The sequence below is a fragment of the Apibacter sp. B3935 genome (genome assembly GCF_009827705.1).
Classification (GTDB): Bacteria; Bacteroidota; Bacteroidia; order Flavobacteriales; family Weeksellaceae; genus Apibacter.
Genome location: NZ_WINL01000001.1, coordinates 44,860 through 71,662, shown reverse-complemented (window position 1 = coordinate 71,662; position 26,803 = coordinate 44,860). Strand labels below are relative to the sequence as shown.

General features: G+C 29.1%; 22 protein-coding genes. 8 read left to right on the top strand and 14 right to left on the bottom strand.

Translation table 11 applies throughout. The features are described 5' to 3' along the window. Positions 1-27: 27 nt before the first annotated feature. A complete protein-coding gene (locus tag GFV00_RS00295) occupies positions 28-846 on the bottom strand; it encodes an AraC family transcriptional regulator (RefSeq protein WP_160556776.1) in 819 nt (272 codons plus the stop codon). Positions 847-1,102: 256 nt separating this feature from the next. Between GFV00_RS00295 and GFV00_RS00290 the strand changes: the two genes are divergently transcribed. Further along, a complete protein-coding gene (locus tag GFV00_RS00290) occupies positions 1,103-1,315 on the top strand; it encodes a heavy-metal-associated domain-containing protein (RefSeq protein ID WP_160543152.1) in 213 nt (70 codons plus the stop codon). Positions 1,316-1,462: 147 nt separating this feature from the next. Beyond that, a complete protein-coding gene (locus tag GFV00_RS00285; RefSeq protein WP_160556777.1) occupies positions 1,463-1,912 on the top strand; it encodes a MarR family winged helix-turn-helix transcriptional regulator in 450 nt (149 codons plus the stop codon). A 121-nt stretch (positions 1,913-2,033) separates the two neighbouring features. Here the strand turns inward: GFV00_RS00285 and pdxY are convergent, their stop codons facing one another. Beyond that, positions 2,034-2,894 (bottom strand): pyridoxal kinase PdxY, encoded by an 861-nt coding sequence (gene pdxY / locus GFV00_RS00280; RefSeq protein WP_160543154.1) that lies wholly within the window; start codon positions 2,892-2,894, stop codon positions 2,034-2,036. Between the two features lie 230 nt (positions 2,895-3,124). Between pdxY and GFV00_RS00275 the strand changes: the two genes are divergently transcribed. Continuing rightward, positions 3,125-4,675 carry a Do family serine endopeptidase gene (locus tag GFV00_RS00275; protein WP_160556778.1) on the top strand — a complete coding sequence of 517 codons (1,551 nt, stop codon included), beginning with the start codon at positions 3,125-3,127 and terminating at the stop codon, positions 4,673-4,675. Positions 4,676-4,781: 106 nt separating this feature from the next. On the opposite strand, the gene obgE is transcribed toward GFV00_RS00275, so the two are convergent. From obgE to GFV00_RS00255, 4 genes are all read right to left on the bottom strand, one after another. After that, entirely contained in the window at positions 4,782-5,768 is a 987-nt protein-coding gene (gene obgE, locus GFV00_RS00270) for a GTPase ObgE (protein WP_160556779.1), read from the bottom strand. Between the two features lie 79 nt (positions 5,769-5,847). After that, positions 5,848-6,426 carry an adenylate kinase gene (locus GFV00_RS00265; RefSeq protein WP_160556780.1) on the bottom strand — a complete coding sequence of 193 codons (579 nt, stop codon included), beginning with the start codon at positions 6,424-6,426 and terminating at the stop codon, positions 5,848-5,850. A gap of 14 nt (positions 6,427-6,440) precedes the next feature. Then, positions 6,441-6,983 carry a hypoxanthine phosphoribosyltransferase gene (hpt, locus tag GFV00_RS00260; protein WP_160556781.1) on the bottom strand — a complete coding sequence of 181 codons (543 nt, stop codon included), beginning with the start codon at positions 6,981-6,983 and terminating at the stop codon, positions 6,441-6,443. A gap of 103 nt (positions 6,984-7,086) precedes the next feature. After that, positions 7,087-7,539, bottom strand: a complete 453-nt coding sequence (locus GFV00_RS00255) for a universal stress protein (RefSeq protein WP_160556782.1) — start codon at positions 7,537-7,539, stop codon at positions 7,087-7,089. A gap of 110 nt (positions 7,540-7,649) precedes the next feature. Here GFV00_RS00255 and rseP point away from each other — a divergent pair, with 110 nt between their 5' ends. Further along, complete coding sequence (gene rseP, locus GFV00_RS00250; protein ID WP_160556783.1) at positions 7,650-8,978, top strand: RIP metalloprotease RseP; 1,329 nt, start codon at positions 7,650-7,652, stop codon at positions 8,976-8,978. Between the two features lie 301 nt (positions 8,979-9,279). Beyond that, positions 9,280-10,503, top strand: a complete 1,224-nt coding sequence (locus tag GFV00_RS00245) for an OmpA family protein (protein ID WP_160556784.1) — start codon at positions 9,280-9,282, stop codon at positions 10,501-10,503. Between the two features lie 253 nt (positions 10,504-10,756). Here the strand turns inward: GFV00_RS00245 and GFV00_RS00240 are convergent, their stop codons facing one another. The 6 genes from GFV00_RS00240 to GFV00_RS00215 all read right to left on the bottom strand — a co-directional run bounded on the left by GFV00_RS00240 (position 10,757) and on the right by GFV00_RS00215 (position 21,179). Continuing rightward, positions 10,757-12,133: a polysaccharide biosynthesis protein gene (locus GFV00_RS00240; protein ID WP_160556785.1), complete on the bottom strand. Its 1,377-nt coding sequence runs from the start codon at positions 12,131-12,133 to the stop codon at positions 10,757-10,759. A gap of 290 nt (positions 12,134-12,423) precedes the next feature. Further along, positions 12,424-14,832, bottom strand: coding sequence for a polysaccharide biosynthesis tyrosine autokinase (locus GFV00_RS00235; protein ID WP_160592808.1), 2,409 nt, complete (start codon positions 14,830-14,832; stop codon positions 12,424-12,426). Between the two features lie 22 nt (positions 14,833-14,854). Next, positions 14,855-15,640, bottom strand: coding sequence for a polysaccharide biosynthesis/export family protein (locus GFV00_RS00230; RefSeq protein WP_160556787.1), 786 nt, complete (start codon positions 15,638-15,640; stop codon positions 14,855-14,857). A 335-nt stretch (positions 15,641-15,975) separates the two neighbouring features. Continuing rightward, positions 15,976-16,875: an exopolyphosphatase gene (locus GFV00_RS00225; RefSeq protein ID WP_160556788.1), complete on the bottom strand. Its 900-nt coding sequence runs from the start codon at positions 16,873-16,875 to the stop codon at positions 15,976-15,978. After that, positions 16,872-18,929 (bottom strand): polyphosphate kinase 1, encoded by a 2,058-nt coding sequence (gene ppk1, locus GFV00_RS00220; RefSeq protein ID WP_160556789.1) that lies wholly within the window; start codon positions 18,927-18,929, stop codon positions 16,872-16,874. The genes GFV00_RS00225 and ppk1 overlap by 4 nt, the downstream gene beginning before the upstream one ends. Positions 18,930-19,034: 105 nt before the next feature. Then, entirely contained in the window at positions 19,035-21,179 is a 2,145-nt protein-coding gene (locus GFV00_RS00215) for a carboxy terminal-processing peptidase (RefSeq protein WP_160556790.1), read from the bottom strand. 108 nt (positions 21,180-21,287) lie between these two features. On the opposite strand from GFV00_RS00215, the gene surE reads away from it, so the two are divergent. Further along, positions 21,288-22,064 (top strand): 5'/3'-nucleotidase SurE, encoded by a 777-nt coding sequence (gene surE, locus GFV00_RS00210; RefSeq protein ID WP_160556791.1) that lies wholly within the window; start codon positions 21,288-21,290, stop codon positions 22,062-22,064. Positions 22,065-22,228: 164 nt separating this feature from the next. Here surE and GFV00_RS00205 read toward each other — a convergent pair whose 3' ends face one another. After that, complete coding sequence (locus tag GFV00_RS00205) at positions 22,229-22,651, bottom strand: DUF4359 domain-containing protein (RefSeq protein ID WP_160556792.1); 423 nt, start codon at positions 22,649-22,651, stop codon at positions 22,229-22,231. A 257-nt stretch (positions 22,652-22,908) separates the two neighbouring features. Between GFV00_RS00205 and GFV00_RS00200 the strand changes: the two genes are divergently transcribed. Then, positions 22,909-24,084 carry a MalY/PatB family protein gene (locus GFV00_RS00200; protein WP_160556793.1) on the top strand — a complete coding sequence of 392 codons (1,176 nt, stop codon included), beginning with the start codon at positions 22,909-22,911 and terminating at the stop codon, positions 24,082-24,084. A gap of 179 nt (positions 24,085-24,263) precedes the next feature. Next, complete coding sequence (locus tag GFV00_RS00195; RefSeq protein ID WP_160556794.1) at positions 24,264-25,799, top strand: anaerobic C4-dicarboxylate transporter; 1,536 nt, start codon at positions 24,264-24,266, stop codon at positions 25,797-25,799. Between the two features lie 9 nt (positions 25,800-25,808). Here the strand turns inward: GFV00_RS00195 and GFV00_RS00190 are convergent, their stop codons facing one another. Further along, positions 25,809-26,801, bottom strand: a complete 993-nt coding sequence (locus tag GFV00_RS00190) for an ABC transporter ATP-binding protein (protein ID WP_160556795.1) — start codon at positions 26,799-26,801, stop codon at positions 25,809-25,811. Between the last annotated feature and the right edge of the window lie 2 nt (positions 26,802-26,803).

Genomic DNA, 26,803 nt, shown 5'->3' with positions numbered 1-26,803 from the left:
GAGATCAACACTCTACAGATAGGACTTTTATTTCTGTTTTCGGTACTTTTCCAAAAAGGTTGAAGGAGAGAAATCTGTTTTCTTTTTGAAAATACGTGAAAAATAAGAGGGATCTTCAAAACCTAATTTATAAGCTATCTCGTTAACATTATACTTGCTAAATAGTAATAATCGTTTGGCCTCCGTAATTTTAAGATCTATAATATATTGTTTGGAAGAAATGCCTTTGTAATGTTTACAAATTTCATTTAATTCTTGAGTTGTAACTTTCAATTTTTCAGCGTAATATTCAATGGATGATGTTTTAAAATTTTCTTCAAAAATTACCATTTTGAAATCGTCTAAAAGAGTATGATGAAAGTTTGTTTCTTTTTTAAATGACAATCTGTTAAGTATGGAATAGAGATAGGGAATTCCTAATTTTATAGTTGTATCGGCTACTTCATCTTTAAATCCAAATTCATGAATAAGGTTCATAAAACAGCTTTCCATAATTTGTATATATGTAGTTGGAACATCTACAAATGCCCTATGATTATCAATACCCAATTCCAAGCCCAGGCAAGCATCCACCATCAAAATATACCCTTTGCTGTCAGAAGAATATTCCCAATTATGTATCTGTTTAGTATTTACAAGAAAAATACGGTTGGGTTTTATGGGATACTCTTGAAAATCGACTACATAAAATCCGCTTCCATGAGTAAACCAAACCAGAGAATAGAAGGAATGTCGATGAGGCCATTCAATATCCGGATCTTCTGTTCCTTCAAATGTTCCCACAAAATACGAAATGAAATGATTCGGTACCCCTAAGATATTTGCTATTGAATATTCTTTTAACATATAACAAAGATAAAATATATTGTGAGTGATATAATAGAAATATATTTTTTAAATTTCTGATACTGAACTTAAAAACTAGTTTGAAAACCTATTGATTACCTTTTTTATAATGGAATTATATAATTTATTGACAGTTAAATTTGTATTATTGATTAGTATCAAATATACTTTATATAAAAAGTTTCCATAATTATATAATTTACTTTCATTAATTATAGAGTACATTTGAGATATCAAATAAATTTGAACAATAAATATGAAAAATGAATTAAAATTTAAAACTAATATAGATTGTGGAGGTTGTGTAAAAGCAGTAACCCCCTTTTTGTCTAAAGTAGAAGGTATTTCAAAATGGGAAGTTGATACAGCTAATCCGGATAAAATCTTGACTGTAGACTTAGCGGGTGCTACGGAAGAAGAGGTTGTCAATGCAGTAAAAAAAGCCGGATTTACCATTGAGAAAATTTAATTTTTCAATAAAATTGCTAAAAGAACCTTTATTTTTTTAAGGGTTCTTTTTATTGTTAACTTCTTTTTGTTCTTTAATCCTATAATAATATTAATTACCTTTGCATTTTAAAAATTTATATATATATAAAATATAATTTGGATAGCAATGACTAACTCTGAAAAAGAAAATTCGATCGGTTACCAATTAAGTTATACAGAAAATCTGCACAGGAATCTTTTAAATAAAAAATTTTCAACCAATAAGTTAGACATTACTCCCGAACAATTTATTATTTTAGATTTATTAACGGAACATTCTACAGGAATATCCATGCAGAAAATATCAGAAAAAATACACAGAGATAATTCTGCCATTACCCGATCCATTGATATTTTAGAAAAAAAAAATTTGGTAAGCAGAGTCAATGCAGAAAAAGATCGTAGGAAAAAAATTATATTAATTACTAAGCAAGGAATTACACTTTTACATAATGCTAAAGACATAGCAAAGCAATATGCAAAAGAAGTTGCAAAAGGACTAACTGAAAAACAACTTAATGATTTATTTTCTATTCTTAAGATTATCCAGAAAAATATTAATGAATCTAATATATAGAAATGCCTTATAACCTTTTTATATAAAAGGTTTATTCTTTACACAAATGTGCTTTTTGAAATTTAAAATTTGCGGTAAAGATATGCGTCTTAAATAAATAATAGCTTACCCTAACTATCAATTATAATTTAACAGCTTCAAACATTTGAGTCGGATTTACAATTTCATCTTGTGCTGCTACCAATTGCAATTCATACTCTCCTTGTCTATGAGTTTCCAGCATTACGGCATAAACAGCAGCAGTTGTATGTTCTAATACTTCTTTATAATTTTTCCCCAGTAACATATGGGTCAGTAATAAACCGGAAGTAAGATCCCCTACTCCAACCGGTTGACGAACACCAAAATCTACTAAAGGTCTTGATATATGCCATTTTCCTTCTGAAGTAGACAATAACATCTCAAATTTATCTGAACGATAGCCTGCCCTGCTTAAGTGTTTAACTAATACAGTTTTTACCCCTTTACTGTGAATTACATCAACTGCAGAAACTACATCTGCAACTGAAGTAATGGTTCGATCGGTTAAAATTTCCAACTCTAATAAGTTAGGTGCCATAATGTCACTTACTCCCATCGCTTCATTTTTAAAAAATTCCGACACTCCGGGAGCTACAATACAGCCTTTTTCAGGATGTCCCATAACGGGGTCACAAAAATAAACGGCATTTGGATTTTCATTTTTAACCTTTTTAACTATTTCCAAAATTGATTTTCCTTGTTCGGGAGAACCGATGTATCCGTTTAAAACTGCATCGCATTTTTTCAACTGATGGATGTTGTCGATTCCTTGAACAATATCCAATAAATGTTTGGCTGTCATTACTTCACCCGTCCATTGTCCATATTGTGTATGATTGGAAAATTGCACCGTATTTAATGACCATACTCTAACACCGCAACGCTGCATAGGAAATTCAGCTGCGCTGTTTCCTGCGTGGCCATACACTACATGAGATTGGATGGATAAAATATTTTTCATTAGTTTTATAATTAATAGTTACAAATTTATAAACTTTATTGGCAATTAGTAGTAATTTATAAAGAATTGTTCAGTATGTTCATTTCTCAATATGAAAAGTAAAATAATTAATAAACCATATAAAAGAAGATTAATTTCTTGTTAAAAACCGTTAAAGCAACAAAATAATTGAAATTTGGTATTACTTTTGAAATAAAAAAATCCAGTATTTATTTAAATTAAATTGTACTATGAAAAAAAATAAGTTTGAAATTAAAAAAATAGGTTCTTATATTTTAGTAGGTGTGATAGGGGGATTGATTTCTGCAGGTGCAGTTACCTCCATATCAAAAAATACGAATTTAAAAGATTTTGAAATATTTAAAAATCCTACCCAAAACGAAAAAGCTTATTTTACTTCAGCTTCTACTAATAGCGTATTGGGATTAAATCCTCCCGATTTAACCATCGCAGCAGAAAAAACCGTGAATGCAGTAGTGAGTGTAAAATGTTATTCTTCCTATGTGCAGCAACAACGCAGATCCTTAGATCCTTTTGATTTCTTTTTTGGAGATCCTTTTAATTCTCAAGGGCAACAAAGACAACAACAAACTCCAAAAGATTCTCCTAACGGGTTAGGTTCGGGAGTAATTATTTCTAGTGATGGTTATATAGTTACCAATAATCATGTGATTGATGGAGCTGATAAAATAGAAATTACACTTAATAATCAAAAAACATATACAGCCACTTTAGTAGGAACGGATATCAACTCCGATATTGCTCTGTTAAAAATTGATGAAAAAGGGCTAAGCTTTTTAAATTTCTATAATTCCGATAATGTGAGAATTGGAGAATGGGTATTAGCTGTAGGAAATCCATTTGGATTAACTTCAACAGTTACAGCGGGTATCATTTCAGCCAAAGGTCGTAGTTTAGATCTTTTGCGTTCCAATTCCAGAAGTCCTATTGAATCTTTTATTCAAACCGATGCGGCAGTAAATCCCGGGAATAGCGGAGGTGCTTTAGTAAACGCCAACGGTGATTTAATTGGTATTAATACAGCAATTGCTTCTCATTCCGGAACCGGAACATTTGAAGGGTACAGTTTTGCTGTTCCTTCCAATATAGCTAAAAAAGTAGTGGAGGATATTCGCAAATACGGTTTGGTTCAACGGGGTTATTTGGGTATTGGTGCTCTTGACTTGAGTGATGATTCTGCAGTTAAGCAATATAATTCTCAAAACAAAACCAACTATAAATCACAAGAAGGTGTACTTATCACTGATATTCAAAATGACGGAGGAGCAAAAGATGCCGGCTTGAAAAAAGGAGATATTATTAAGCAAATTGACGGAACAAATATTAAGAACTTCCCTACTCTTTCGGGAGTTATTGGTGAGAAAAGACCGGGTGACCAAGTAAAGGTTACCGTTATACGAGATGATTCGTACAAATCTTTCAATGTCAGAATTAAAGATGCTAAAGGGGGGACTTCGGTTAAAACGAAGAACGATTTAAGTGTCGCCGAAAAGTTGGGTGCTGAATTTCAAGAATTGACTGATGACCAAAAGGTTAATTACGGTTTAGAATCCGGTATTGTTGTAACCAGAATCGATTCTAACGGAAAATTGAAATTAGCAGGCATTGGTGAAGGATATATCTTAATGGAAGTAAACGATAAGCCTGTTAATAGTGAAAAAGACATTGAAAAAATATTGAAAAATTATAAAGGAACGGTTTCTGTAAGATATGTAGATCCTTATGGTAGAATCTATCGTAGAGGATTTAAAATGGAATAAGAAATGTAGTTATTGATATATAATTAATTAGTAGTTTGAATTGCAACTTTTTAAATTTATTAAAAAGTTGCAATTCTTTTTATATAATGTTTTTATGATACAATTATTACTGATGTAATAATTTCCAAAGTTCGTCTTTTAATTGAGTTAAATTTTCTCCGGTTACGGCAGAAATAAATAATAATTTGAAATTTTCAGGAAAAGTCTTCCTTATTTCATCCTCCAATTCTTTATCCAGTAAATCTGATTTCGAAATTGCAATTACTCGATCTTTATCATTTAATTCCGGATTATATTTATTCAGCTCATTTAACAGAATTTTATATTCTTTGTAATAATCTTTTGCATCAGCCGGAATCAAAAACAATAAAATCGAATTTCTTTCTATATGTCTTAGAAATTTATACCCTAGTCCTTTTCCTTCGGATGCTCCTTCAATAATACCCGGAATATCGGCAATAACAAATGATTGAAAATCCCTGTATTTAACGATTCCTAAATTAGGTACTAAGGTGGTAAAAGCATAATCGGCTATTTTCGGTTTTGCAGAGGTTAATACAGACAACAATGTTGATTTTCCTGCATTGGGAAAACCTACTAATCCCACATCACCTAATAACTTTAATTCCAAAATAAAATTACCTTCCTTACCCGGCAATCCGGGTTGAGCATATCGCGGAGTTTGATTGGTTGATGATTTAAAGTGTGAATTTCCTAACCCTCCTTTTCCTCCTTCAAGTAAAATTATCTCTTCTTTATCTTTAGTTATTTCTCCAACAATAGTTCCTCTTTCATCTTTAGCAATAGTTCCTACGGGAACTTCGATATACAAATCCGCTCCATTAGCTCCGGTTAATTCTTGTTTTCCTCCGGGTTTACCATTTTCTGCTTTATTGTGTTTGGAATATTTTAAAGCCAAAAGGGTCCATAGTTGAGCATTACCGCGTAAAATTATATGTCCCCCTCTTCCTCCATCTCCACCATCAGGGCCACCTTTAGGAATATATTTTGCTCTGTGTAGGTGTGCAGAACCGGCGCCTCCATGTCCGCTCTTACAAAAAATTTTAACATAATCAACAAAATTCGACTGCATATATCTTTTATTTTTTTATAAAAAAAGGATTATTATTTTTCATAACAATCCTTTTATATGTAAGTGTTACATGTATTTTCTATACAAACTTTTCAATTTCTTTAGACAGTTCTGCGGTTATATCTTCAATACTTCCCTCTCCATCTAATTCAATCAGTTTATGTTGTTCTTTATAATAGTTGGAAACAACGGCTGTTTTTTCATAATATTCTTTAATTCTGTTACGAATTATACTTTCATCTGCATCATCTGAACGACCGCTTTCTTCACTTCTTTTTAAAATTCTTTTAACTAGAATTTCATCTTCTACATAAAGGGCTAACGTTACATCTACTCGGGTTTGAAATATAGAATCCAATAATTCATCAAGGGCTTCTGCTTGGCTTTTAGTTCTTGGATACCCATCTAAGATAAACCCTTTTTTGTTTGAATTTCTTTTAAGTTCATCTATCAACATTTCTGTTGTAAGTTCATCCGGCACTAATTTTCCATGATTTATATAGGTTTGAGCCTCTTGACCTAATTTCGTATTATTCTTTATATTATATCTGAATAAGTCTCCGGTGGAAATGTGTTCTAAGTGAAACTTTTCTGCTAAAATTTTTGCTTGAGTCCCTTTTCCACTCCCGGGAGGGCCAAATAAAACAATTATATTCATATTTGAAATTCTGTTTATTCTCCTTTTAATTGGTATAAGTCTTTAAAATTCCTTCCTAAACCATTATAATCCAACCCATATCCTATAACAAATTTATTAGGTATATTCATTCCTATTAAATCTATATTTAGATCCTTTTTATAAACATCCGGTTTAAAAAACAAAGTTGCAATTTTAATGCTTTTCACCGGTTTTACTTCAAGTAATTTATAAAGGTATTCCAAGGTGTTACCGGTATCAATAATATCTTCAAGTATTACTATATCTCGGTTTGTGATGTCTACAGTCATATCTGTAATTAAATCAACAGTTCCTGAACTTTGCATTCCGCTTTTGTAAGAAGACAACTGAAGGAAACCTATTTCACAGTTGCCTTTATAATTTTTTAAAAAATCACTGAAAAACATAATAACTCCGTTGAGCACCCCTATAAAAACGGGGACGGTGTCTTTGTACTCTTCATACAAAGTATTGGTCATCCTTTGTATGGAATGGTCTATTTCTTTCGAAGATATAAAAGGGGTAAAAGTTTTATCCAGAATCTTAATTTCTTCCATATATAACTATCTTTACTATGCCGCAAATATAATGATATTGACTAAATATCAAAGTTTGAAGTATATAATTTTTAATGTTAGATAAATGAACCATCATAAAAGATTATTTTTCATGGTGATGTTGATTGGGAGGAACTATAAGAATGGGTACTTTAGATTTATTAATAACGTTTTTTGAAACACTGCCGAGAATTGCTTCCATAAGTAAACCTCTTCCATGAGACCCCATGATGATGAGATTAGCTTTTCTGGATTCTGCTTCTTTCAATATAATATCTGCCGGTGTTCCTTGTTTTATAACAATTTCAACTTCAACGCCTTGTTCTTTAATTGATTTTTCATATTCTACCAATTGTCTGGTTTCTTCCTTCATACCTGCTTCTTCCAATTCCGGAAGATATTGAAAACCGATATCCCCTATAATAAAACCTAAATCTAAACTGGCAACATGTAAAAGGCACATTTTACTTCCGGTAGCTTTGGCATAGATGACAGCTTCTTTCAAAATATATTTGGTAGTTGCTGAAAAATCTACAGGGACTATCATTGTTTTCATAACCTAATATTTTATTATACAGCTTAAAGTTAATGAATATTTTTATTTTTATCATAAAATTTCAATAGAATAAATTTTCTTACTTTTGCAAACTAAGTTTTATTTTGAATATGCATATATTTATCCAAATTGCCCAGTTATTATTATGTTTATCTATTTTAGTTGTCTTTCATGAAGCAGGACACTTTTTAGCGGCAAAATATTTTAAGACAAAGGTTGAAAAATTTTATTTATTCTTTGATCCATGGTTTTCTTTATTCAAAAAGAAAATAGGTGATACTGAATATGGTATTGGTTGGTTGCCGTTAGGGGGATATGTTAAAATAGCAGGCATGATTGATGAAAGCATGGATACTGAGCAAATGAAAAGTCCACCTCAGCCTTGGGAATTTCGTTCTAAACCGGCTTGGCAACGTTTAATTATTATGCTTGCCGGAATTTTTGTGAATATTCTATTGGCTATCATTATATATGCCGGAATTTTAATGACTACAGGTGAACAAACTATTAATACGGATCTATTAAAAGACGGATATGCATTTTCTGATGTAGGAAAAAAATTGGGATTTAAAGATGGTGATATTATATTAGAAGTTGATAATAAAGAGATTCCAACTTTTAATTATTTACCTGTTTCTCTTTTATTCGGTGATCATGTAACGGTTAAGCGCGATGGAAAAATCATTAAATTTAACCTCCTCCCTGAAGAAAAAAGGGATGTTTTAAAACAGGAAGGAAGAGGCTTTATTTCTCCGAGAATAATTGCCGATGTTGATTCGATTTTACCTAATTCACTTGCTTCAAAATATCTTAAAAAAGGAGATATTATAACTAGTTTCAACAAGCAACCTATTAAGTATATTGATGAATTTAGATTAGAACTTTCTAAACATAAAAATGACAGTGTAACTTTAGGGATATATCGAAATGGACAAAATATAAATGAAAAACTTTTTGTTCCAGATAGCGCCATTTTAGGTTTTGTTCCTAGTGCTTCGAATTTAAAAAATGCAACTGCATATAAAAAATATAATTTTATGGATGCCTTTAAAAGGGCGCCGGTATTGTCTTGGGAAATGTTATTGGTTCAAATAAAACAATTTAAACTTATTATTAATCCAAAAACAGAAGCTTATAAACAAGTAAGCGGTCCTTTACGATTATATAAAGCATTTTCACCTGAATGGGATTGGGGACAATTTTGGAGTTTTACCGCTATGTTTTCTATATGGCTTGCGTTTTTAAATCTTTTACCGATTCCAGGATTAGACGGAGGTCATGCTTTATTTACCATTGCTGAAATGATTACCGGTCGTAAATTAAGTGATAAGACGATGGAAAAGGTTCAGATGGCGGGTATATTTATCCTTCTTGGATTAATGATTTTGGTATTTGGAAACGATATATGGAATATTATTGAAAGTTTGATAAATAAATAGTCATTATTTGTATTAAAAGTATCAATTTTAAAATTTAATATAACTTTAAGGTTACATAGTATATGTAACCTTTTTTATTTTCAATATTATAATAATTACTTATTTTAAATCGATATCAACTTTTAAGATTTTCTAAATAAATTAAAAGTCATCTCATGCCCAAAAATTAAACATTTAATTTTTATACCTATATTTAAAATCATAGAATTTATTTATTTTTATTGTTTACGTATTATTAAATTTATATATAATATTTGTATAAAATTAATATAAATATTAAATTTAAAAAAAATATATTTTTATGAAAAAGATAATAATAGTTCTTTACTTCTTTGTAAGCACTTCATTTTTATTTTCACAAGACGATAAACCCTATCCGAGGTATCTAACAAATCGTTTTTGGGATAATTGGTTTATAAATATTGGTGGTGGTGGCGGAATGTATTTTGGAGGTAAACAATTCAAAGAAGCTAGTTTTATTGATCGTCTTACATGGGCGTCTCATATAAGTGTCGGCAAATGGTTTTCACCACTTGTTGGGGCAAGATTGACGTTTCAAGGTGGTCTAAAACATACATTCAATCCAAATGGAAGACCCGTTTTTGATGAAAATAGAAATCCGGTTGATATAAGTACTTTAGACCCTAAATTAATACATCATATGCATCGTGGTTACTATATAACAGTTCATGCTGACGCGATGTTAGATCTTTCTAGCTTATTTTATGGGTATAAAGACGATAGAGCCTATAGTTTGATATCGTATGCAGGAGCTGGTATAGGAACTGATAGAAATGCAATCGATAATAATTCTCCAGTAATTTTACTTGGTTTATTAAATACTTTTCGAATTAATAAAAATTTTGCGATAAGTTTAGATATTTCTGCCCAAGCTGTTCAATCAAAGTTCAACGATTCCAAATACCCAAAAAGATGGACAAAATCTTATAAAAAACAAGATTGGGATGGAATCGGTTCTGTGAATTTAGGTTTTATTTTAGGTTTAGGTGGTAAACAAATATTTGAAAAAGCAGATAAGGTACATGTTGTTGACAATGCTTATAATAATGAATTAGTAAATAAATTAACTAACCAAATAGATAGTTTAAATAATGAAAATAAACTTTTAGCTGACAATCTTGATAAAATTAAAAATGTTCCACCAAAGGTTGAAATTTCTAGGGAGGTTATTATTAAAAATAATCCATATCCTATTCAATTTGAAATTAATAGCAGTATTATAAACTCTAAACAAGAGGCTATAATTTATAATATTGCTGATTTCCTTAAAAATAATGAAGATTGTATTGTTGAAATTGTTGGTTTATGTGACAGCAAAACAGGAACAAAAAAATACAATGAAGCACTTTCAATTAAACGAGCTAAATCTGTTGAAAACAAATTAATCAAACAATACGGAATATCTAAAGATCGTATCATATCAATTGGAAAGGGTGATTCAATTCAACCTTATCCTAATAATGATTGGAACCGAGTAGTTATAATAACTTTAATGGATAAATAATTTATAATTTGTAAAAGGGCTATATACACAAAGTGTTTAGCTCTTTTATTTGATTAAAGATCGCTTATTTTTCCATGTAACTTAATAAATTTAACAAAATTAAATTTTAAATAAGTTTCGAGTTTAATTAAAAATGCATGATATTATAATGTCAAAATTATTTATCTTATATTAATTTAAATTAATTATGTTTAATTAAATTTATACAGTCGATTATTATAATATATTAATGCAAATTCGTATTTAAAAATGATTAAAAGATAATTACAGATTTGTTTTTAAATATTTTTAAAATAAAATTTAATTTATTCGTTAATAAATTAATTATCTTTACCCTCATAGGTTTGTCAAATAATATAAAATAACTTGATAAAGGAATTAATATAATAGATAAAAAGCAAACTAATAGTAATCTTATCCATCCTTCTGTTAATAAATAATGTAGATATATCTGAATTACAGATCCAAAAAATACAGCCATTAAACACAAAAATAAATTTTTTAACGATATAAATTTATAGGAAAGTTGTGGAAGTAAATATTGCAAAACTATTGTTATTGAAAAGTAATAAATTATCATCATGATAACATTTAATATATATGGAATAATGGGTGAATATCCCATTTTAAAGAAGACATAAGAGAATGGTAAAACCATTAAATATATTGTTCCAGAAATAAAACTAAAACTTTTTATCCTTCCTGTAGCATGTATAGCAAAAAGCATTGGAGCACTAACAACATAAATTATATTTGATACTAGATTTAGTTGTGTAAATTTCAAAGCATAGTTTGGAACTTCTTTTAACCATATGTGTAATATAAAATTACATTCTAAAATGAAAGGTAATTCTAATAAAAAAATTAAGATAAAAGCAAGTTTTGTTGCATTATTCATTAAATTTCTCATTCGATTTAATTCACCCGATGCAAAATATTTTACGATTTGTGGTTGAACTGCTGATAAAAAACTACTTGAGAAGCTTGTAATTGCTCCTTGAACCTGATTCGCTATTCCATAAGCAGCGTTTAAAAATACACCAAAAAAAGAATTAAGCAGCATATTTACACCTTGAGTTTTAGCAATAACACTGACATTTCCATATAAATCCCATGCAGAAAAATTCAACATAGGATAAATAATGGTTTTATCCCATTCTAGTTTATACTTATAATTTTTTAAAATTCTTAAACAACAAATTATATATGCTATTGCTACTATAACCGCCACACATAAAAGTAAAAAGGAATATAAAATCAATTTGTCTAAATTAACAAAAATTAGAAGTATAGTAACACCTAATTTTAGCAAGCTATTGACAACTTCAAGAATGGCAGAAATATTCATTTTTTCATGTGCTATAATCATTGCATAAAAAGGAACTAGAATTATACTAATAATAGCACTTAAAACCGAAAATTGATATACCCACTGCGCAGCAAATAATTTATCTTGATTAATAACAATTTTATTATTCAACCACCATAATCCTATAGTTTCCGCCAAAAGTAAAATGATACCAGCAATTATAAAATGAACAGATAACGCAGCTGTAAACGTTTTAAACAAAGATTTTTTAGTTCCTTTACCAAGTTCAAATGTTAAAAATCGAGATGTTGCTCCACTCATCGACGCATTTAGAAATCCGAACATAACTATGACTCCCGCAACAATATTATAAATTCCATAATTTTCAACACCTAATGTCTCTAGAATTAGACGAGAAGTGTAAAAACTTATTACCAATGAAAATATCATTCGTGAATATAAAAAAAGCGTATTTTTAGCTATACGTTTATTATCATCATGCATTTTTTATTAATATATTTTGGAGTTAGCAGTGAAAAATATTTTAAAATAATTTAAAATATTTTTATATATTTTCTAGTCAGTTTTATAATTCAGTAAATATAATATTTTTATGCCTTAAAAATATATTTTTTTACGAAATGTTTAATTTTAGTGTATTTTTTGTCGTTATAGCCGTAAGTATAATTATATCCATATCCATCTTGTGTATCTACATAATTTATAAGTATGGATGTTTTGTGAATATCAAATTTACCCTCTTTTTTAGTATGATGTAATATATCTAACATATTTTTTTGTAAATAATTTACTCTAATTATAAATAAAACTAAATCAGAATATTTATTAATCAACAATGTATCTGTCACTACACCTATAGGGGCTGTATCAACAATTATATAATCATAATTCTCACGTCCGTATTTAATAATATTTTCAAATCTTCCATTCATTAATAATTCAGAAGGATTAGGTGATATTTTGCCTGAAGGAAATAAATCTATTTTTAAGCAAGAAGATTGTTGTTTGAAATAGGTAAATATATTTGAAATACTTGAATTAATAGATATTATATTCGTAGAAATATCATTAATATTTCCAGATAAATAATCCGATACTCCATCTAAATTGCCTTCTATACCTAAATTTTCTCTAATTTTTGGTTTGCGAATATCTGCTTCAATTATTAAAACTTTTTTATTCGCTAAAGCTAATGTAAGTGCTAAATTTATTGAAGCAAATGTTTTACCTTCACCACTTATTGTTGAAGTTACGTATACACATTTAGATTTATAATCCATTTCTGGGAGGAAAAAATTTATATTTGTTCGCAATAATCTAAAAGCTTCTGCTGAGGTAGAATTTATACTTGTAATATCCACAATTTTTGTATCGGATTTCGGTAAATATCCTATAACAGGAATATTTGTTATTACTTTTTCAATATCATTTTTATTTTTAATTTTATCATCGAATAAAAAATTTATATAAAATATTACAACTGGAATTATAAAACCTATAAAACCAGATATAAAAATAATTATATAAGGCTTTGGAAAAATAGGATTTTTATTATAAAAAGCTTTATCAACAATTTTAACAATATTGGGAGTTGAAGCGGTAAATATTTGTGTTTCTTCTCTTTTTTGAAGTAATAATAAAAATAATGCTTCAATGGTTTGTTGCTTTCTAAAAATATCTTTAAATTCTCTTTCTTTTGAAGGCAATTCTGATATTTTACTTGAAACTTGTCCTATTTGTTTTTCTAAATTTCCAATTGCAATACTAGTAGTATTTTTATAATTTCTTAAACTGACGCGAATGTTATTGTTTAGTTCCGAGATTTGAGAATTTAAATTTTTAACTATCGGATTTTCCTTAGTTGAACTAACTAACATTTTATCTCTTTCAAGAACGAGTTCATTATATTGTTTTGTTATGGCTATTAGAGAATTATCTGTTAAACCTATATTTGAGGGTAATAATGAATTTTTATTAGAATTAATAAAATTATTCATATAATCTATTAAACTTAATTGTATGGAATGTTGCTTTATTTGTTCTTCAATTCTAGAAGATTCTAAAACTTGTTTTTTCCCCTCGGTTTCAAAATCAAATATCTTTTTTGTTGATTTGAATTTTTCCATGCTACCATCTGTTATACCGAGCTCTTTAGATATTAAAGACAATCTATCATTTATAAATGAAATAGTTTTTTTTCCAATCTTCTTTTTATCATCAATTATATCGTCTTGAAACTGTAGTATTAAAAGATCAATTATTTTATTGGCATTATTAGGTAAATTACTTTTCATGCCTAAATTAATTACATGCCCATTTTTAGACATACTATAAACATCCAATAAATTTATATATTCTAAGGTAATATCTATAAGGGGTACAATGGATACTAATACGGATTTTTCCGAATTAGATGTATGGTTGCGAAAAAAAATAATTTCTCCAAACTTAAATTTCAATGGTTTGCCGAAAATACCTTCAATTTTATTATTAGTTTTTAGGTCTTTACAAATAAAGTTTTTACTAGATTTAATAACTATCTCATAATTTTTGGTGCTATCAACTAAATACTTAGATTTCTCGTCAACAAATTTTAATGTAATAGGTGAATTTTCTTTATAAATTTCTGTGGTTAAAAACCCTTTTTTTTCTTTATACTTAATATTTAAATCTAATTTGTCCACAACCTTCATCATTAAACGACGCGATTTAAGTATCTCAATCCAATCATCTAATTTATTTCGAGATAGATCCGCAAAATCTGTCATATCCATCCATTCTGAAATGAGAAAACTTTCTTTATTTCCTGTTTCAAGAATAATTTTGCTTTCTGACAAATATTTTTTAGGAGTAATTTTCAAAAATAAAATCCCGATAGACGTAGTTATTATGATGGAGAATAAGAACCATCTCCAATATTTAATATATTGAAATATTAATTCTTTTAAATTTATAAAATCTTCTTTTTCATAATATATATTTTTGTCATATCTATTCATATTCATACTATTTACAAATATATTAACGGGTAAGAATTGAAATTACGGATATAATTATACCTGCTAAAGATATAAATACCGAATTTGTTGCGCTATAAGCTGAAGAATTAGTTTTTGCATTATTAGGATGAACATAAATTACATCATTTTGAGATAAATAATATACCGGCGATCTAAATATTTCTTTTGAAGTTAAATCTACCGTAGTAAAAGTTTTATTTCCTCCTTTATCTCGTATGACTAAAATATCTTTTCTTTTTCCATATATAGTAAGATCACCTGCTAAACCAATAGCTTCAAGAATTGTAATTTTTTCATTGGATAATGTATATGTTCCTGGATTAGTAACTTCACCTAAAATTGTAATTCTGAAATTGGATATGTGAATATTAACTGATGGATCTTTAATATATTTTCTAAGTTTATTTCTTATAAAATCCATAGCTTGAGATCGAGTTAATCCTCCTAACTTTAATTTACCAAGTACAGGAAAATCAATTTCACCCTTTTCATCTATTAAGTAGGTTTTCAATCTAGGATTTGTTGAAATTAAACTTTCTGATCCAGTAGTATTTGCATTATATGGACTTTGTTGATTAAATGGAAGCGTAGACTCCAAATTCAAGGCTGAAACAGTAATTATTAATAAATCATCTGGTTTTAAAGTTGGTGTATACTTATAAAATTCTTTCAAAACTGCTTCATTACCTTGAAAATAATATAGATCTTTTTTCGAGACACATGAAGATATTAATCCTGATAAAAGAATTAATAAAAGTGGTATGATAAAAGAACTATTTTTTTTCATTAGTTTTTTATTTTTATAAATAAATATATTATCAAAATATTTTAAAATACAATATTTTTAATTATTATATTTTTATTCTTTAATACTAAATTAAGATTGGCAAAAATAATATATTTTAAGATTATAATCTAAAAATTATTTAAAATTTAATAATTAAATTTATTAAAATTAAATAAAATAAATACATAAGTAAAATACACATTTAATGATAACAAATAAAATACTATAAAAATATCTCATAAATAATTTTAAGTAATATGAAAATATTTACTTTAAAATATTATTGATCTAAATTTAGTAAATTGTATTAACATAAAACATAAATTATATGTTTTTTATTTTAATGTTTTTTTATAAAAATTATACATCAAATTAATCATTCCATCAGCAGCACCAATTTTTGGAACATGAATTCTTGTTGAATGTGCAAATTTCATGACCGAATTATATATTAATAATGCCGGAACTATTACATCTGCCCTATCCGGTTTCATATTAAATTTTTCAATTCTTTCCTCATAAGAAATGCCTTTATATAGTTCGTACTGATGATGTATATAAGAAGCCGAAAGAAATTTACCTTCTTTTTTTCCTGAATTTTTAAATACAAAATTTATATTTCCTCCTGATCCTATTAAATCCACGGATTTACCTTTTGTTATTTTAGTCACCCAGGGTTTAATGACATTTGTTAGATAATTTTCATCTACCTTTTTATCTAATAATCTAACGGTTCCTATAGGAAAAGATTGACTATGATGAACTTTACCTTTATTTAATAGGGATATTTCCGTACTACCCCCTCCAACATCTACGAATAAATAATAATTATCGGAATACAAAAAATTCTTAAGTTCCGAACTAAAAATGATCTTTGCTTCTTCTTCTCCGGAAATAACATCTATTTTAATTCCGCTTTTGTCTTTTATATAATTGATAACATCTTTGGAATTTGAAGCTTCTCGCATAGCAGATGTTGCAAATGCTCTATACTCATCCACATTATAAACTTTCATCAATAAGCTATAAGCTGACATTGCATCATTTAACCGAACCATAGTTTTTTTAGATATTTTCTTATCTGTAAAAACATCCTGTCCCAGTCTTATAGGTACACGAACTAAACTGGTCTTATTAAATGTTACAGTTTCTTTAGTTTCATAAATGGTATTTATTAGTAGTCGTACTGCATTAGAACCAATATCTATAGCAGCATAGGTTAATATATTCATCATTTATTGAACTCTTTAATATATTGGTATATAGTTTCTTGAGAACGATTTTTCTTTTTTCTGTTTTTCTGATAGGGTTCCTCAAATCCTTCTTTTATCAAACGTCCTTTGACATTATCGTTAAAACCTAGTTCGAAAATTTTCATAATCTCCTGTTTATTTTTTGTGCTGATAATAGGACATGCAACTTCAACTCTATGATCAAGATTTCTTGCCATAATATCCGCCGATGAAATATAAATGAGGTCATCACCTCCATTCTTAAACCAATACACTCGTGGATGTTCTAAAAATTTATCTACAACACTAATTATTTTAATATGATCACTTAAACCCGGAACTTGAGGGATTATAGAACAAATACCTCGTACAACCATTCGAACTTCAACTCCCATTTTACTGGCTTCATATAAATAATCAATGATTTCTTTATCACATATACTATTAACTTTAATATTAATTTGTGCGGGTAATCCGTTTTTTTTATTGTTTATTTCCCGTTCAATACCTTGTATAATTTTTCGACGTATTCCCCAAGGGCTTACTGCTATATCTTTATAATGTTTTACCAAATAATTGGCATTAAAAAAATCAAATACTTGATCCACTTGTTTTACTATAGCTTCATTAGCTGTAAAAAGAGTAAAATCCGTGTACAATCGTGCGGTACCTTCATGAAAATTTCCTGTTGAAATAAATGCATATTTAGTAGCTGCACCTCGCTGAGGTTCTCTTTCTACAATTCCTATTTTTGAATGGACTTTTAATCCGGGAACTCCAAAAATTACCTTGACTCCTTCATCTTGTAATTGTTTTGACCATTTAATATTATGAGCTTCATCAAATCTTGCCCTTAATTCTAAAACTGCCGTTACTTCTTTTCCATTCCTTGCAGCATTGAGTATGGCACTTAGAACTTGGGAGTCACTGGCAACCCTGTATATGGTTATTTTTATTTTTTTTACTTTTGGATCGATAGCCGCTCCTCTTAAAAATTTCAAAAAAACAGAATAATCATAATACGGAGCATAAAGTAAAGTATCTTCTTTGGCAAAAGCCTTAAAATAGTTTTTTTCGCCTTTTAAAATTTTAGGTATAATCGGTTCTATTTTTTTATATTCCAGATCTTGCCGTCCTAAGGTAGGAAATTTCATAAAATCTTTTTTATTATGATATTTTCCTCCGGGCGCTAAACTATCGTATTCATCAAGATCAAACATTTTCTTTAAAAACCTGAGCGTTTTAGGATCAATAGTTTTATCGTATACTAAGCGGACCGGTAATCCTTTTAATCTTTCTTTTAAGGCCACTGCTATGCTATCTACATAACTGACTTGCACATCGTTATCAATGGATAGATCCGCATCTTTCGTTAATTTTATGGATTTCCCCTCGATGGTCTCGAATTTAAAAAATTGAAAGATATCTTTTAAATGATATCTAATAATATCTTCAAGAAATATTACATAATGTTTATCATTAATATCAGGTAAGACTAAAAAGCGCGAAAATCTGTCCGAAGGAACTTCAATAAGAGCATATTGTTGATTTCCATTTTTTTTAGTCATGGTTACTATTAAATAAAAAACATTATCTCTAAGGTTGATAGTTTTATCTCCTTCTTTCCAATATAATATAGTTAAATTATGACTTAATTTATTTTCAAAAAAATCTTGCACAAAAGGTTTCAAGCTCTCGGGTAAGGTCTTATCATCAACTAATAAGGTTTTTTCTTTAGCCAGCTCCTTAATAATTTGTTCATACAATTTATCATATTTTTCTTGCTGATGAGCAACCGTCATATTAATCTCTTCCAATAAATTTACATCTTCTTGACTCTCAACAATATTATTATATTTTCTGTTGAATTGAACCATTCGTGCTATATAAGCATACCTTACTTTATAAAATTCATCTAAATTGTTAGAATATATTCCTAAAAAACGAAGTCTTTCCAATAAAGGATTTTTCTTATCCATTGCCTCTTGAAGTACTCGAGAGTTGAATTTAAGCCAACTTATTTCCCTATTGATATATCGAAAATTAGATCTATCCATGACTAAAATTTATTATAATTAAATCTAAAAAAATTTATTCTATTTTCAAATGGGTTAAAAAAAACAATCCATAAAAATTTATGGATTGTTTTTGCTATTGTTCAATTATTTTTTATTAATAATATCATTTAAAACATTGACAGATTCTCTAAGGTTAAAATCTTTTTTCATTCCTTTGTACCAATCTTCCCGTTTTGCTTTAAGGACAGTATCTTCTTTAAACTTGACTAACTCGTAAGCCGGAGCCTCTACTTTTATTTTTGCATCAAAATTAGTTTCCTTTTCATATACTTTACTTTGATCCCTTCTTTTATTCATTTCCTGCATGAACTTATCATACTTTAGCGGGATTTTAGTAATCTTTTCCAATTCTTTTGTCCATTTACCTGCTTTCTCTATAGACGAAACATAGGTACTACCTTTTAATCTTTCTGCACTTCTAGCTTTAAGATATTCATAATCTATTTTAGGGGTACCTTTCCAGGTAGAATAATTTGTTGGAGATATCTGATCCCACGGTAAAGCATATTCTTGAGACTTTTCAAAGATATCAGAATAGGAAAATATACCGGGAATAACTATATCGGAATTTACCCCTTTCAACTGAGTTGAACTTCCGTTTATCCTATAAAATTTTTGAATAGTTACCTTTAAGGCTCCGAACTTATCGTCTTTCATACCAAATCGATCCAAAGGAAAGATAGTTTGTACCGTTCCTTTACCATATGTTTGAGAAGGTCCGACAACCACAGCCCTATGATAATCTTGCATGGCTCCGGCCAGTATTTCTGACGCAGACGCTGAAAGTTCATTGGTCATAAGAATTAAAGGTCCATCCCAAACAATATCATTTTCTTTACTGTCTAATACTTTTATTTTTCCGCTTGAATCTTTCACTTGAACTACGGGCCCCTTTCCTACAAATAATCCGGTTATATCAACCACCTCAGACAATGATCCTCCCCCGTTGTTTCTTACGTCCATAATTAAACCGGTAATTCCTTGCTTTTTTAATTCATTAATTTCTCTTTTAATATCATCAGAACAATCTCTACCTTTACTGTTACTCTCTAGATTCACATAAAATTCGGGCAAATACAATATACCGAATTTATTACCTTTTTCATCCGTTATAATTGCACTTCTAACAAAGGTTTCCTGAATTTCAATTTCTTCTCTTACCAGAGTTACCGTTTTGGTACTTCCGTCCTTTTTCTCTAAAGTTAATACTACCGTAGTTTTTTCTTCCCCTCTTATTAATCGGATGGCATCATCTAATAACATTCCTACGACACTTACCGGAGTACCGTTTTTACCTTGTTGCACTTTAATTATTTTATCTCCTGCCTCAATTTCTTTAGATTTCCAAGCCGGACCACCAATTACTAATTCCCTGATCGTAGGATATCCTTTAACATCTTGTAATGTTGCACCAATTCCTATAATTTTACCACTTATAGAGCTGTTAAAATTTTCTTTATCTTTAGGTGAAAAGTAGGTAGTGTGAATGTCAAAAACTTCCGTGTATGCATTGACAAATATGGAATATAGATCAGATTTTTTTCTTAATTTTATTTGTCTAAAATATTCTGACAAGTTTTCTTTAACTTTTTTTACAGCATCTGCTTCTATTTCTTCTTTTGTTTTGGGCTTTTCATTTTTTTTAGTAACTTTTTTACTGATCGAATCCGTTTTTATGGAGTCACTAGTATTTATGCTATCTTTTACGTTTTGAGTATTAAATATTTCCTGCAGTATTCTATATTTAATGTAAGATTTCCAATACTGTTTTGCCTGATCTTTATTTTTTGGGAATTTTCTTTTTTTATCATCAGAATAAAAATAATCATCATTAGAGAAAGTAATTGGCTCGCTGAAAATATCATTAACATATTGTTCCGTTTCATCAATTCTTTTATATAACCTATCGATGGTTAAATGATAAAATGAAACATCATTATTAATAAACATATCACTCATTTTATCTCTGTATTCAGAAAACTCATCCATATCGGAATCCAGGAAATATCTTTTAAACGGATCTAAGTCTTCCATATATTTTTTAAAAACATCCCTTGAATAAGACACATCTAAATTTTTAGGCGCATAGCTTGTAAAAAGTAGTGTTTCTCTAACTCTTTTAATTATCTCTCTTTCATTGTCGGCATGAGAAGAAGCATTAAAACAAAACACTAACAGGCTCATGGAACATAGCGATAAAAATATCCAGGTCTTTTTTAAATTAAGCATCGGTTTACGTATATTATTTGTAATTTTAAAAAATAAATTCAAAGATACTATATTTTTACAAGGAAAAATCTTAGTTTTGTTATAAATTTTAAATTTCATTGAAATCCTATGGAAAAGCCCTTAATATTAGTTACCAATGACGACGGAATCAATGCTCCGGGAATACGTGAGTTGATTGATATTATGAATGAAATCGGTGAAGTATATGTTGTTGCTCCGGATAAGCCTCAAAGTGGAATGGGTCATGCAGTAACCATTCATTCCACTATTCGTGCAGAAAAAATGTATATTGAAAATGATACCCGCAGAGAATGGGCTTGTAGCGGTACTCCTGTGGATTGTGTGAAATTAGCCATTGATCAATTATTACCCCGAAAACCGGATATTTGTGTCTCCGGAATTAATCACGGTTCCAATTCCTCTATTAATGTAATCTACTCCGGAACGATGTCTGCTGCCATTGAAGGAGGTATTGAAGGAATTCCTTCCGTTGGTTTTTCTCTATGCGAATTTTCTTATACTGCAAATTTCAAAGCAGCCAGAAAACATATAAAATCAATATGTGAAAATATTTTAAAGTATGGATTACCGGAAGGGATCGTTCTTAACGTAAATATTCCTGAAGCCGAAGAAAAAGATATTCAAGGAATTAAAATTTGCAGACAGGCAAATGCTCATTGGGATGAAGAGTTTGACCGTCGAATTGATCCTAAGGGCAAAACTTACTATTGGATGACGGGTAAATGGTGTAATTCAGATAAGGGAGATGACACGGACGAATGGGCATTAGAAAATAATTTTATAAGTATAGTTCCCGTTCAATTTGATTTAACTGCTTACCATTTTATGGAAAAAATTAAACAATGGAATTTTGAAATAAAATAACATAATTTATAAATAAACTTTAAAAAGGAAATATTTCAAATGTTGGTTGTTATTGGTATATGTATTTTTGCAGTTTTGGGGATAATTCTTTTTGCTATATTGAATAATAAAAAATAGCTTCCACATTAAACTTTTCTCTTAAAGAATTTAAAATTATATTGATATTAAGGATTATTTTGTGATAGTTTATTAAATTCTTTCTTGATATCAAACTTTTGAATTTCTTCTTCTACTTTAGGAAATAAGAACATTTTATCGAATATTCCTAATCCAATAGTTTTCCATTGATCATGATATAAGATTTCAATGGTAGAAAACAGATAATAATTTTCTCTTCTTATATGAGTATCCATCATGTAAGTAACGATCTTATCACTGATAACGGGAATTATATTCTTACTAAATTCAGCTAAAAAATTAAGATTAAGATCTTTGTTTTCATTTAGTTCATCCTCCACTTTCTGATTCATAATGGATGTTAATTTATCTTTAATAAATGCTTGGTGCATTTCTTTGTCCGGATTAGTAAAAAAAAGACTACCAGCCAATAGTATAATGATAAAAATAAATAAATACCTTAATTTCATATTTCTTCAAATTAAAAGTTGCAAAGATAAAATAAAAATTTTATACAAATATTTATATTCTACTTCATTTATCCTTATACTTTATCTAATTACATGAAATAAATTAATATTAAATATTGGAACTTATCTTATAATTTAAGTTTAAATAAAACTATTATATTGTTTTGAATAACAAAAACAGTAATATAAAATTTTATATAAAAAATCACCTTCTTCATCTAAAAAAACTCATATTTTTGTGTAAATATTATTCGGAAATGGGCAATTATAATTTTGATCAAATCATAGATAGAAAAAATACAGATTCACTTAAATTTGGAGTACTTAAAGAAAGATTTGGAAGAGATGATCTTATCCCTCTTTGGGTTGCAGATATGGATTTTCAATCTCCAAAGGAACTTGTTGATGCTATGGTTGAAAGGTCAAAGAACGGAATTTTTGGATATCCTTATGTTTCCAATGAATACTATCAATCAATCTGTAATTGGCAATGGAAACAACATCAATGGAAAGTAAGCAAAGAAGAAATTAGTTATTTACCCGGAGTAGTCAAAGGAATTGCTTTTGCTATAGATGTCTTTTCAGAAAAAGGAGACCAAATTATAATTCAACCGCCCGTTTATTATCCTTTTCGTATTATAACCCAATTACATGACAGAGAAGTGGTAACCAACCCCTTACTTTTAGAAGGAGATCAATACAGAATGGATTTTGAGAGTTTGGAAAAATTAATGACTCCTAAATGTAAAATTTTATTACTCTCAAATCCCCACAATCCCGGAGGCAGAGTTTGGAGTCGAAATGAGTTGAAAAAACTTGCTGAAATTTGCTATAAAAATAATGTTTTGGTTATCTCGGATGAGATACACTCTGACTTGGTTCTATTTGGAAATAAGCATGTTCCTTTTGCAACAGTTTCTGAAGAAGCAGAACTAAACAGCATTACCCTTAGTGCACCTTCCAAAACGTTCAATATAGCCGGTTTGGTTACCTCCTACTCCATTATTAAAAACAAAAATTTAAGAGAGCGTTATCATAAATATTTGGTTAGCAACGAATTGAATCAAGGAAGTATATTTGCCTATCTGGCCATACAAATTGCGTATGAAAAAGGGGAAGAATGGATGAATCAATTAAAAAAGTATATCGAAGAAAATACTAAATATGTTGACCGATTCTTAAAATCAAACTGTTCAAAAATTAAAGTAATCATACCGGAAGCATCTTTTTTGATATGGCTGGATTGCAGAGAATTAAAATTATCTCAAAAAGAATTAAACTCTTTTTTTATAGAGAAAGCTCGTTTAGCATTAAATGATGGTGCCATGTTTGGTAAGGAAGGTACTGGATTTATGAGGATAAACGTCGGATGTCCTCGATCTGTACTTGAAGTTGCTTTAAAGCAATTATCGGATGCTGTCAGTCAATTATAATTAGGTTTATTATTTTAACTAATCATTAACTTATTTATAATTAAAATAAATTAATAGTTAACTATTCGCTTTTCGACCACATTTTCAGCACGTTAGATTATATTATACATATACATGTTAAAAATCATATAAATAAAAAATGATAAATTATCTAGTTTTATCCTTGAAAAAGGAGTTATATGAAAAACATTTATATTATATTGTTAACTTTCATCTTATTCACGCCAATATTTATTAAATCTCAGAATGTAAGTATACTTGCAACTGCCTCAACAGCTCAGGTAAATCAAAAAGCTTCTGCGAATTCTAATGAAATAAAATCAGAGGAGACTAAAAAAGAAACCATTTCTAACTCGAATGCAACGAATGAAAATAACGCCCCTCTAAAATTTATCACACAATTAGGGCTATTATTAATCGTTATTTATTTTGGTATAAAAAAAGGTGGAGTTTCCTTAGGTTTATTAGGGGGATTTGGAGTGGCCATATTAGTTTTATTATTCAGGGATTCTCCCGGATTACCTCCCATTGATGTAATGCTTATAATACTTGCCGTAGTTACTGCTTCCTCAACCTTAGAGGCCACCGGTGCACTTGGTATGTTGGTGAGTTTTGCGGAAAGAATTTTACGTAAAAATCCAAAATATATTGTCTATTTAGCTCCTTTATCCACTTTCTTTTTAACCATGCTTGTAGGAACCGGTCATGCTGTATATCCATTATTACCGGTTATTTACGATGTATCTTTTAAACAAAAAATTAGACCCGAACGACCTATGGCGGTAGCTTCCATAGCTAGTCAAATGGGAATTACAGCCAGTCCTATAGCAGCAGCAACAGCAGCTATGATTGGTGTGGCTTATAAAGCCGGAGTTACCATAAATTTAATTGACATTTTATTAGTTACCGCACCTTCTTGTTTTTTAGGAGTGATGTTAGCTGCAACTTGGAGTTTAAACAGAGGAAAAGATCTCGATAAAGATCCTGCATTTTTAAAGAAAATGGAAGATCCTGATATGAAAGCCTATATAGTAGGCGATTTAGAAAGATCTGAAAGTACTAAACCTTCAAAAGATGCTAAAATATCATTAAGCTTATTCTTTATTGGTATCCTATTTATCATCTTAATTGCTTTATTCCCGGATTCAATTTTACCAAAAAATAACGGTAAAACCATTCCAATGACCAGCGTATTGCAATTTATCATGTTAGGAGTTGGTGCTATTATTGTCTTAATAACCGGAGTTAAAGCTAAATCTATATCGGATACTAAGGTTTTTAATGCGGGAATGATTGCTGTAATTATGATTTTTGGAATAGCTTGGATGAGTGAAACCGTAATAAAAAATAATGAATCTTATTTATTATCTTTAATAAGTGATATGGTGAAAGAACGTCCCTGGACATTTGCCATAGCCATGTTCTGTGTGTCTATGTTTTTAAAAAGTCAAGCAGCCACAATATTAGTTATGATGCCCATTGGATTTATGCTACATATACCTGTATCCATTTTAATCGGATGTATTCCTGCATCTTATGCTTACTTCTTTTTTGCTTTTTATCCATCGGATTTAGCGACCATAAATTTTGATAGAACAGGAACAACCCATATCGGAAAATATATTCTTAATCACAGTTTTATGATACCGGGTTTAATCGGGGTAATTTCAGCAACAGCCATTGCTCTATTTTTATCCTATTACGTAGTTAATTAAATTAACTGATTAACTATTTTTTAATCTCAAGAAATTGATAAGTGTTTCTATGAATATAAAACTGTATTCATTTTGATTTTTATCAAGAAGATAAAATACGGAATCTTTTTCTAAAATCTGGATGGATGCTTGATCGGAAATAACAAAATTATTTTTTACCAAAGCTTTTTTTAACCAGTATGCAGATTGAGATTTGGAATCTACTCGTACCGTTTTAGAATTATCAGATTTGAAAAAATTATATTCATTGGCTTGATAATCAAAACGTATTGTATCGTTTACAAAATAATCATATAAGTTATATCTGTTAGCAATATCTTCTGTAAAACCTGTATGTAACAAATCATCTTTTATAAACCATAATCGGTCTGCTACAGCAAGGCCTAAGGATAAATCATGAGAAGTAAATAAAATAGATTTACCCTGATCGTGGGCGTACATTTTAATTATTTTCATGATTTCTAATTTATTAGCTATATCTAAATGTGAGGTAGGTTCATCTAAAATTAATATTGGACAATTTTGAACTAAAGCTCTGGCAATCATTACCTTTTGAAGATTACCATCCGAAAGTTTAGTTATATTATATTCTCTATATCGGCTAAGATTCAACAGGTGCAGTATATCGTCAATCGCTTCAATTTCTTTTTTTGTAAGACTTTGATACCATTTTTTATAAGGATATCTACCTAAAGCCACTAAATCAAAAACCCGTAGAGAGGGGCTGACAGCGATTTTAGAAAGAACTACCGCAAGATATTTTCCTGTTTCTAGGGGTGAGATTTCAGAAATATTTTTACCCTCAATTTTTATTGAGCCCTCAAGCAAAGGAAGTTCACCATAAATGGATTTTAATAATGTTGTCTTTCCACTTCCGTTTTTTCCAGTCAAAAGTATAATTTCTCCTTTTTTCATGGTAGCATTTATCCCTGAGAGAATTGGCGATTGATAACCTATGGATAGATTATGAAATTCAAGTATAGAATTACTGTTTGTTTCCAAAG

What these genes read in the sequence shown, in the direction of transcription:
- GFV00_RS00295 (WP_160556776.1), bottom strand. Translation starts at nt 846, where the DNA reads ATGTTAAAAGAATATTCAATAGCAAATATCTTAGGGGTACCGAATCAT.
- GFV00_RS00290 (WP_160543152.1), top strand. Translation starts at nt 1,103, where the DNA reads ATGAAAAATGAATTAAAATTTAAAACTAATATAGATTGTGGAGGTTGT.
- GFV00_RS00285 (WP_160556777.1), top strand. Translation starts at nt 1,463, where the DNA reads ATGACTAACTCTGAAAAAGAAAATTCGATCGGTTACCAATTAAGTTAT.
- pdxY (WP_160543154.1), bottom strand. Translation starts at nt 2,894, where the DNA reads ATGAAAAATATTTTATCCATCCAATCTCATGTAGTGTATGGCCACGCA.
- GFV00_RS00275 (WP_160556778.1), top strand. Translation starts at nt 3,125, where the DNA reads ATGAAAAAAAATAAGTTTGAAATTAAAAAAATAGGTTCTTATATTTTA.
- obgE (WP_160556779.1), bottom strand. Translation starts at nt 5,768, where the DNA reads ATGCAGTCGAATTTTGTTGATTATGTTAAAATTTTTTGTAAGAGCGGA.
- GFV00_RS00265 (WP_160556780.1), bottom strand. Translation starts at nt 6,426, where the DNA reads ATGAATATAATTGTTTTATTTGGCCCTCCCGGGAGTGGAAAAGGGACT.
- hpt (WP_160556781.1), bottom strand. Translation starts at nt 6,983, where the DNA reads ATGGAAGAAATTAAGATTCTGGATAAAACTTTTACCCCTTTTATATCT.
- GFV00_RS00255 (WP_160556782.1), bottom strand. Translation starts at nt 7,539, where the DNA reads ATGAAAACAATGATAGTCCCTGTAGATTTTTCAGCAACTACCAAATAT.
- rseP (WP_160556783.1), top strand. Translation starts at nt 7,650, where the DNA reads ATGCATATATTTATCCAAATTGCCCAGTTATTATTATGTTTATCTATT.
- GFV00_RS00245 (WP_160556784.1), top strand. Translation starts at nt 9,280, where the DNA reads ATGAAAAAGATAATAATAGTTCTTTACTTCTTTGTAAGCACTTCATTT.
- GFV00_RS00240 (WP_160556785.1), bottom strand. Translation starts at nt 12,133, where the DNA reads ATGAGTGGAGCAACATCTCGATTTTTAACATTTGAACTTGGTAAAGGA.
- GFV00_RS00235 (WP_160592808.1), bottom strand. Translation starts at nt 14,832, where the DNA reads ATGAATAGATATGACAAAAATATATATTATGAAAAAGAAGATTTTATA.
- GFV00_RS00230 (WP_160556787.1), bottom strand. Translation starts at nt 15,640, where the DNA reads ATGAAAAAAAATAGTTCTTTTATCATACCACTTTTATTAATTCTTTTA.
- GFV00_RS00225 (WP_160556788.1), bottom strand. Translation starts at nt 16,875, where the DNA reads ATGATGAATATATTAACCTATGCTGCTATAGATATTGGTTCTAATGCA.
- ppk1 (WP_160556789.1), bottom strand. Translation starts at nt 18,929, where the DNA reads ATGGATAGATCTAATTTTCGATATATCAATAGGGAAATAAGTTGGCTT.
- GFV00_RS00215 (WP_160556790.1), bottom strand. Translation starts at nt 21,179, where the DNA reads ATGCTTAATTTAAAAAAGACCTGGATATTTTTATCGCTATGTTCCATG.
- surE (WP_160556791.1), top strand. Translation starts at nt 21,288, where the DNA reads ATGGAAAAGCCCTTAATATTAGTTACCAATGACGACGGAATCAATGCT.
- GFV00_RS00205 (WP_160556792.1), bottom strand. Translation starts at nt 22,651, where the DNA reads ATGAAATTAAGGTATTTATTTATTTTTATCATTATACTATTGGCTGGT.
- GFV00_RS00200 (WP_160556793.1), top strand. Translation starts at nt 22,909, where the DNA reads ATGGGCAATTATAATTTTGATCAAATCATAGATAGAAAAAATACAGAT.
- GFV00_RS00195 (WP_160556794.1), top strand. Translation starts at nt 24,264, where the DNA reads ATGAAAAACATTTATATTATATTGTTAACTTTCATCTTATTCACGCCA.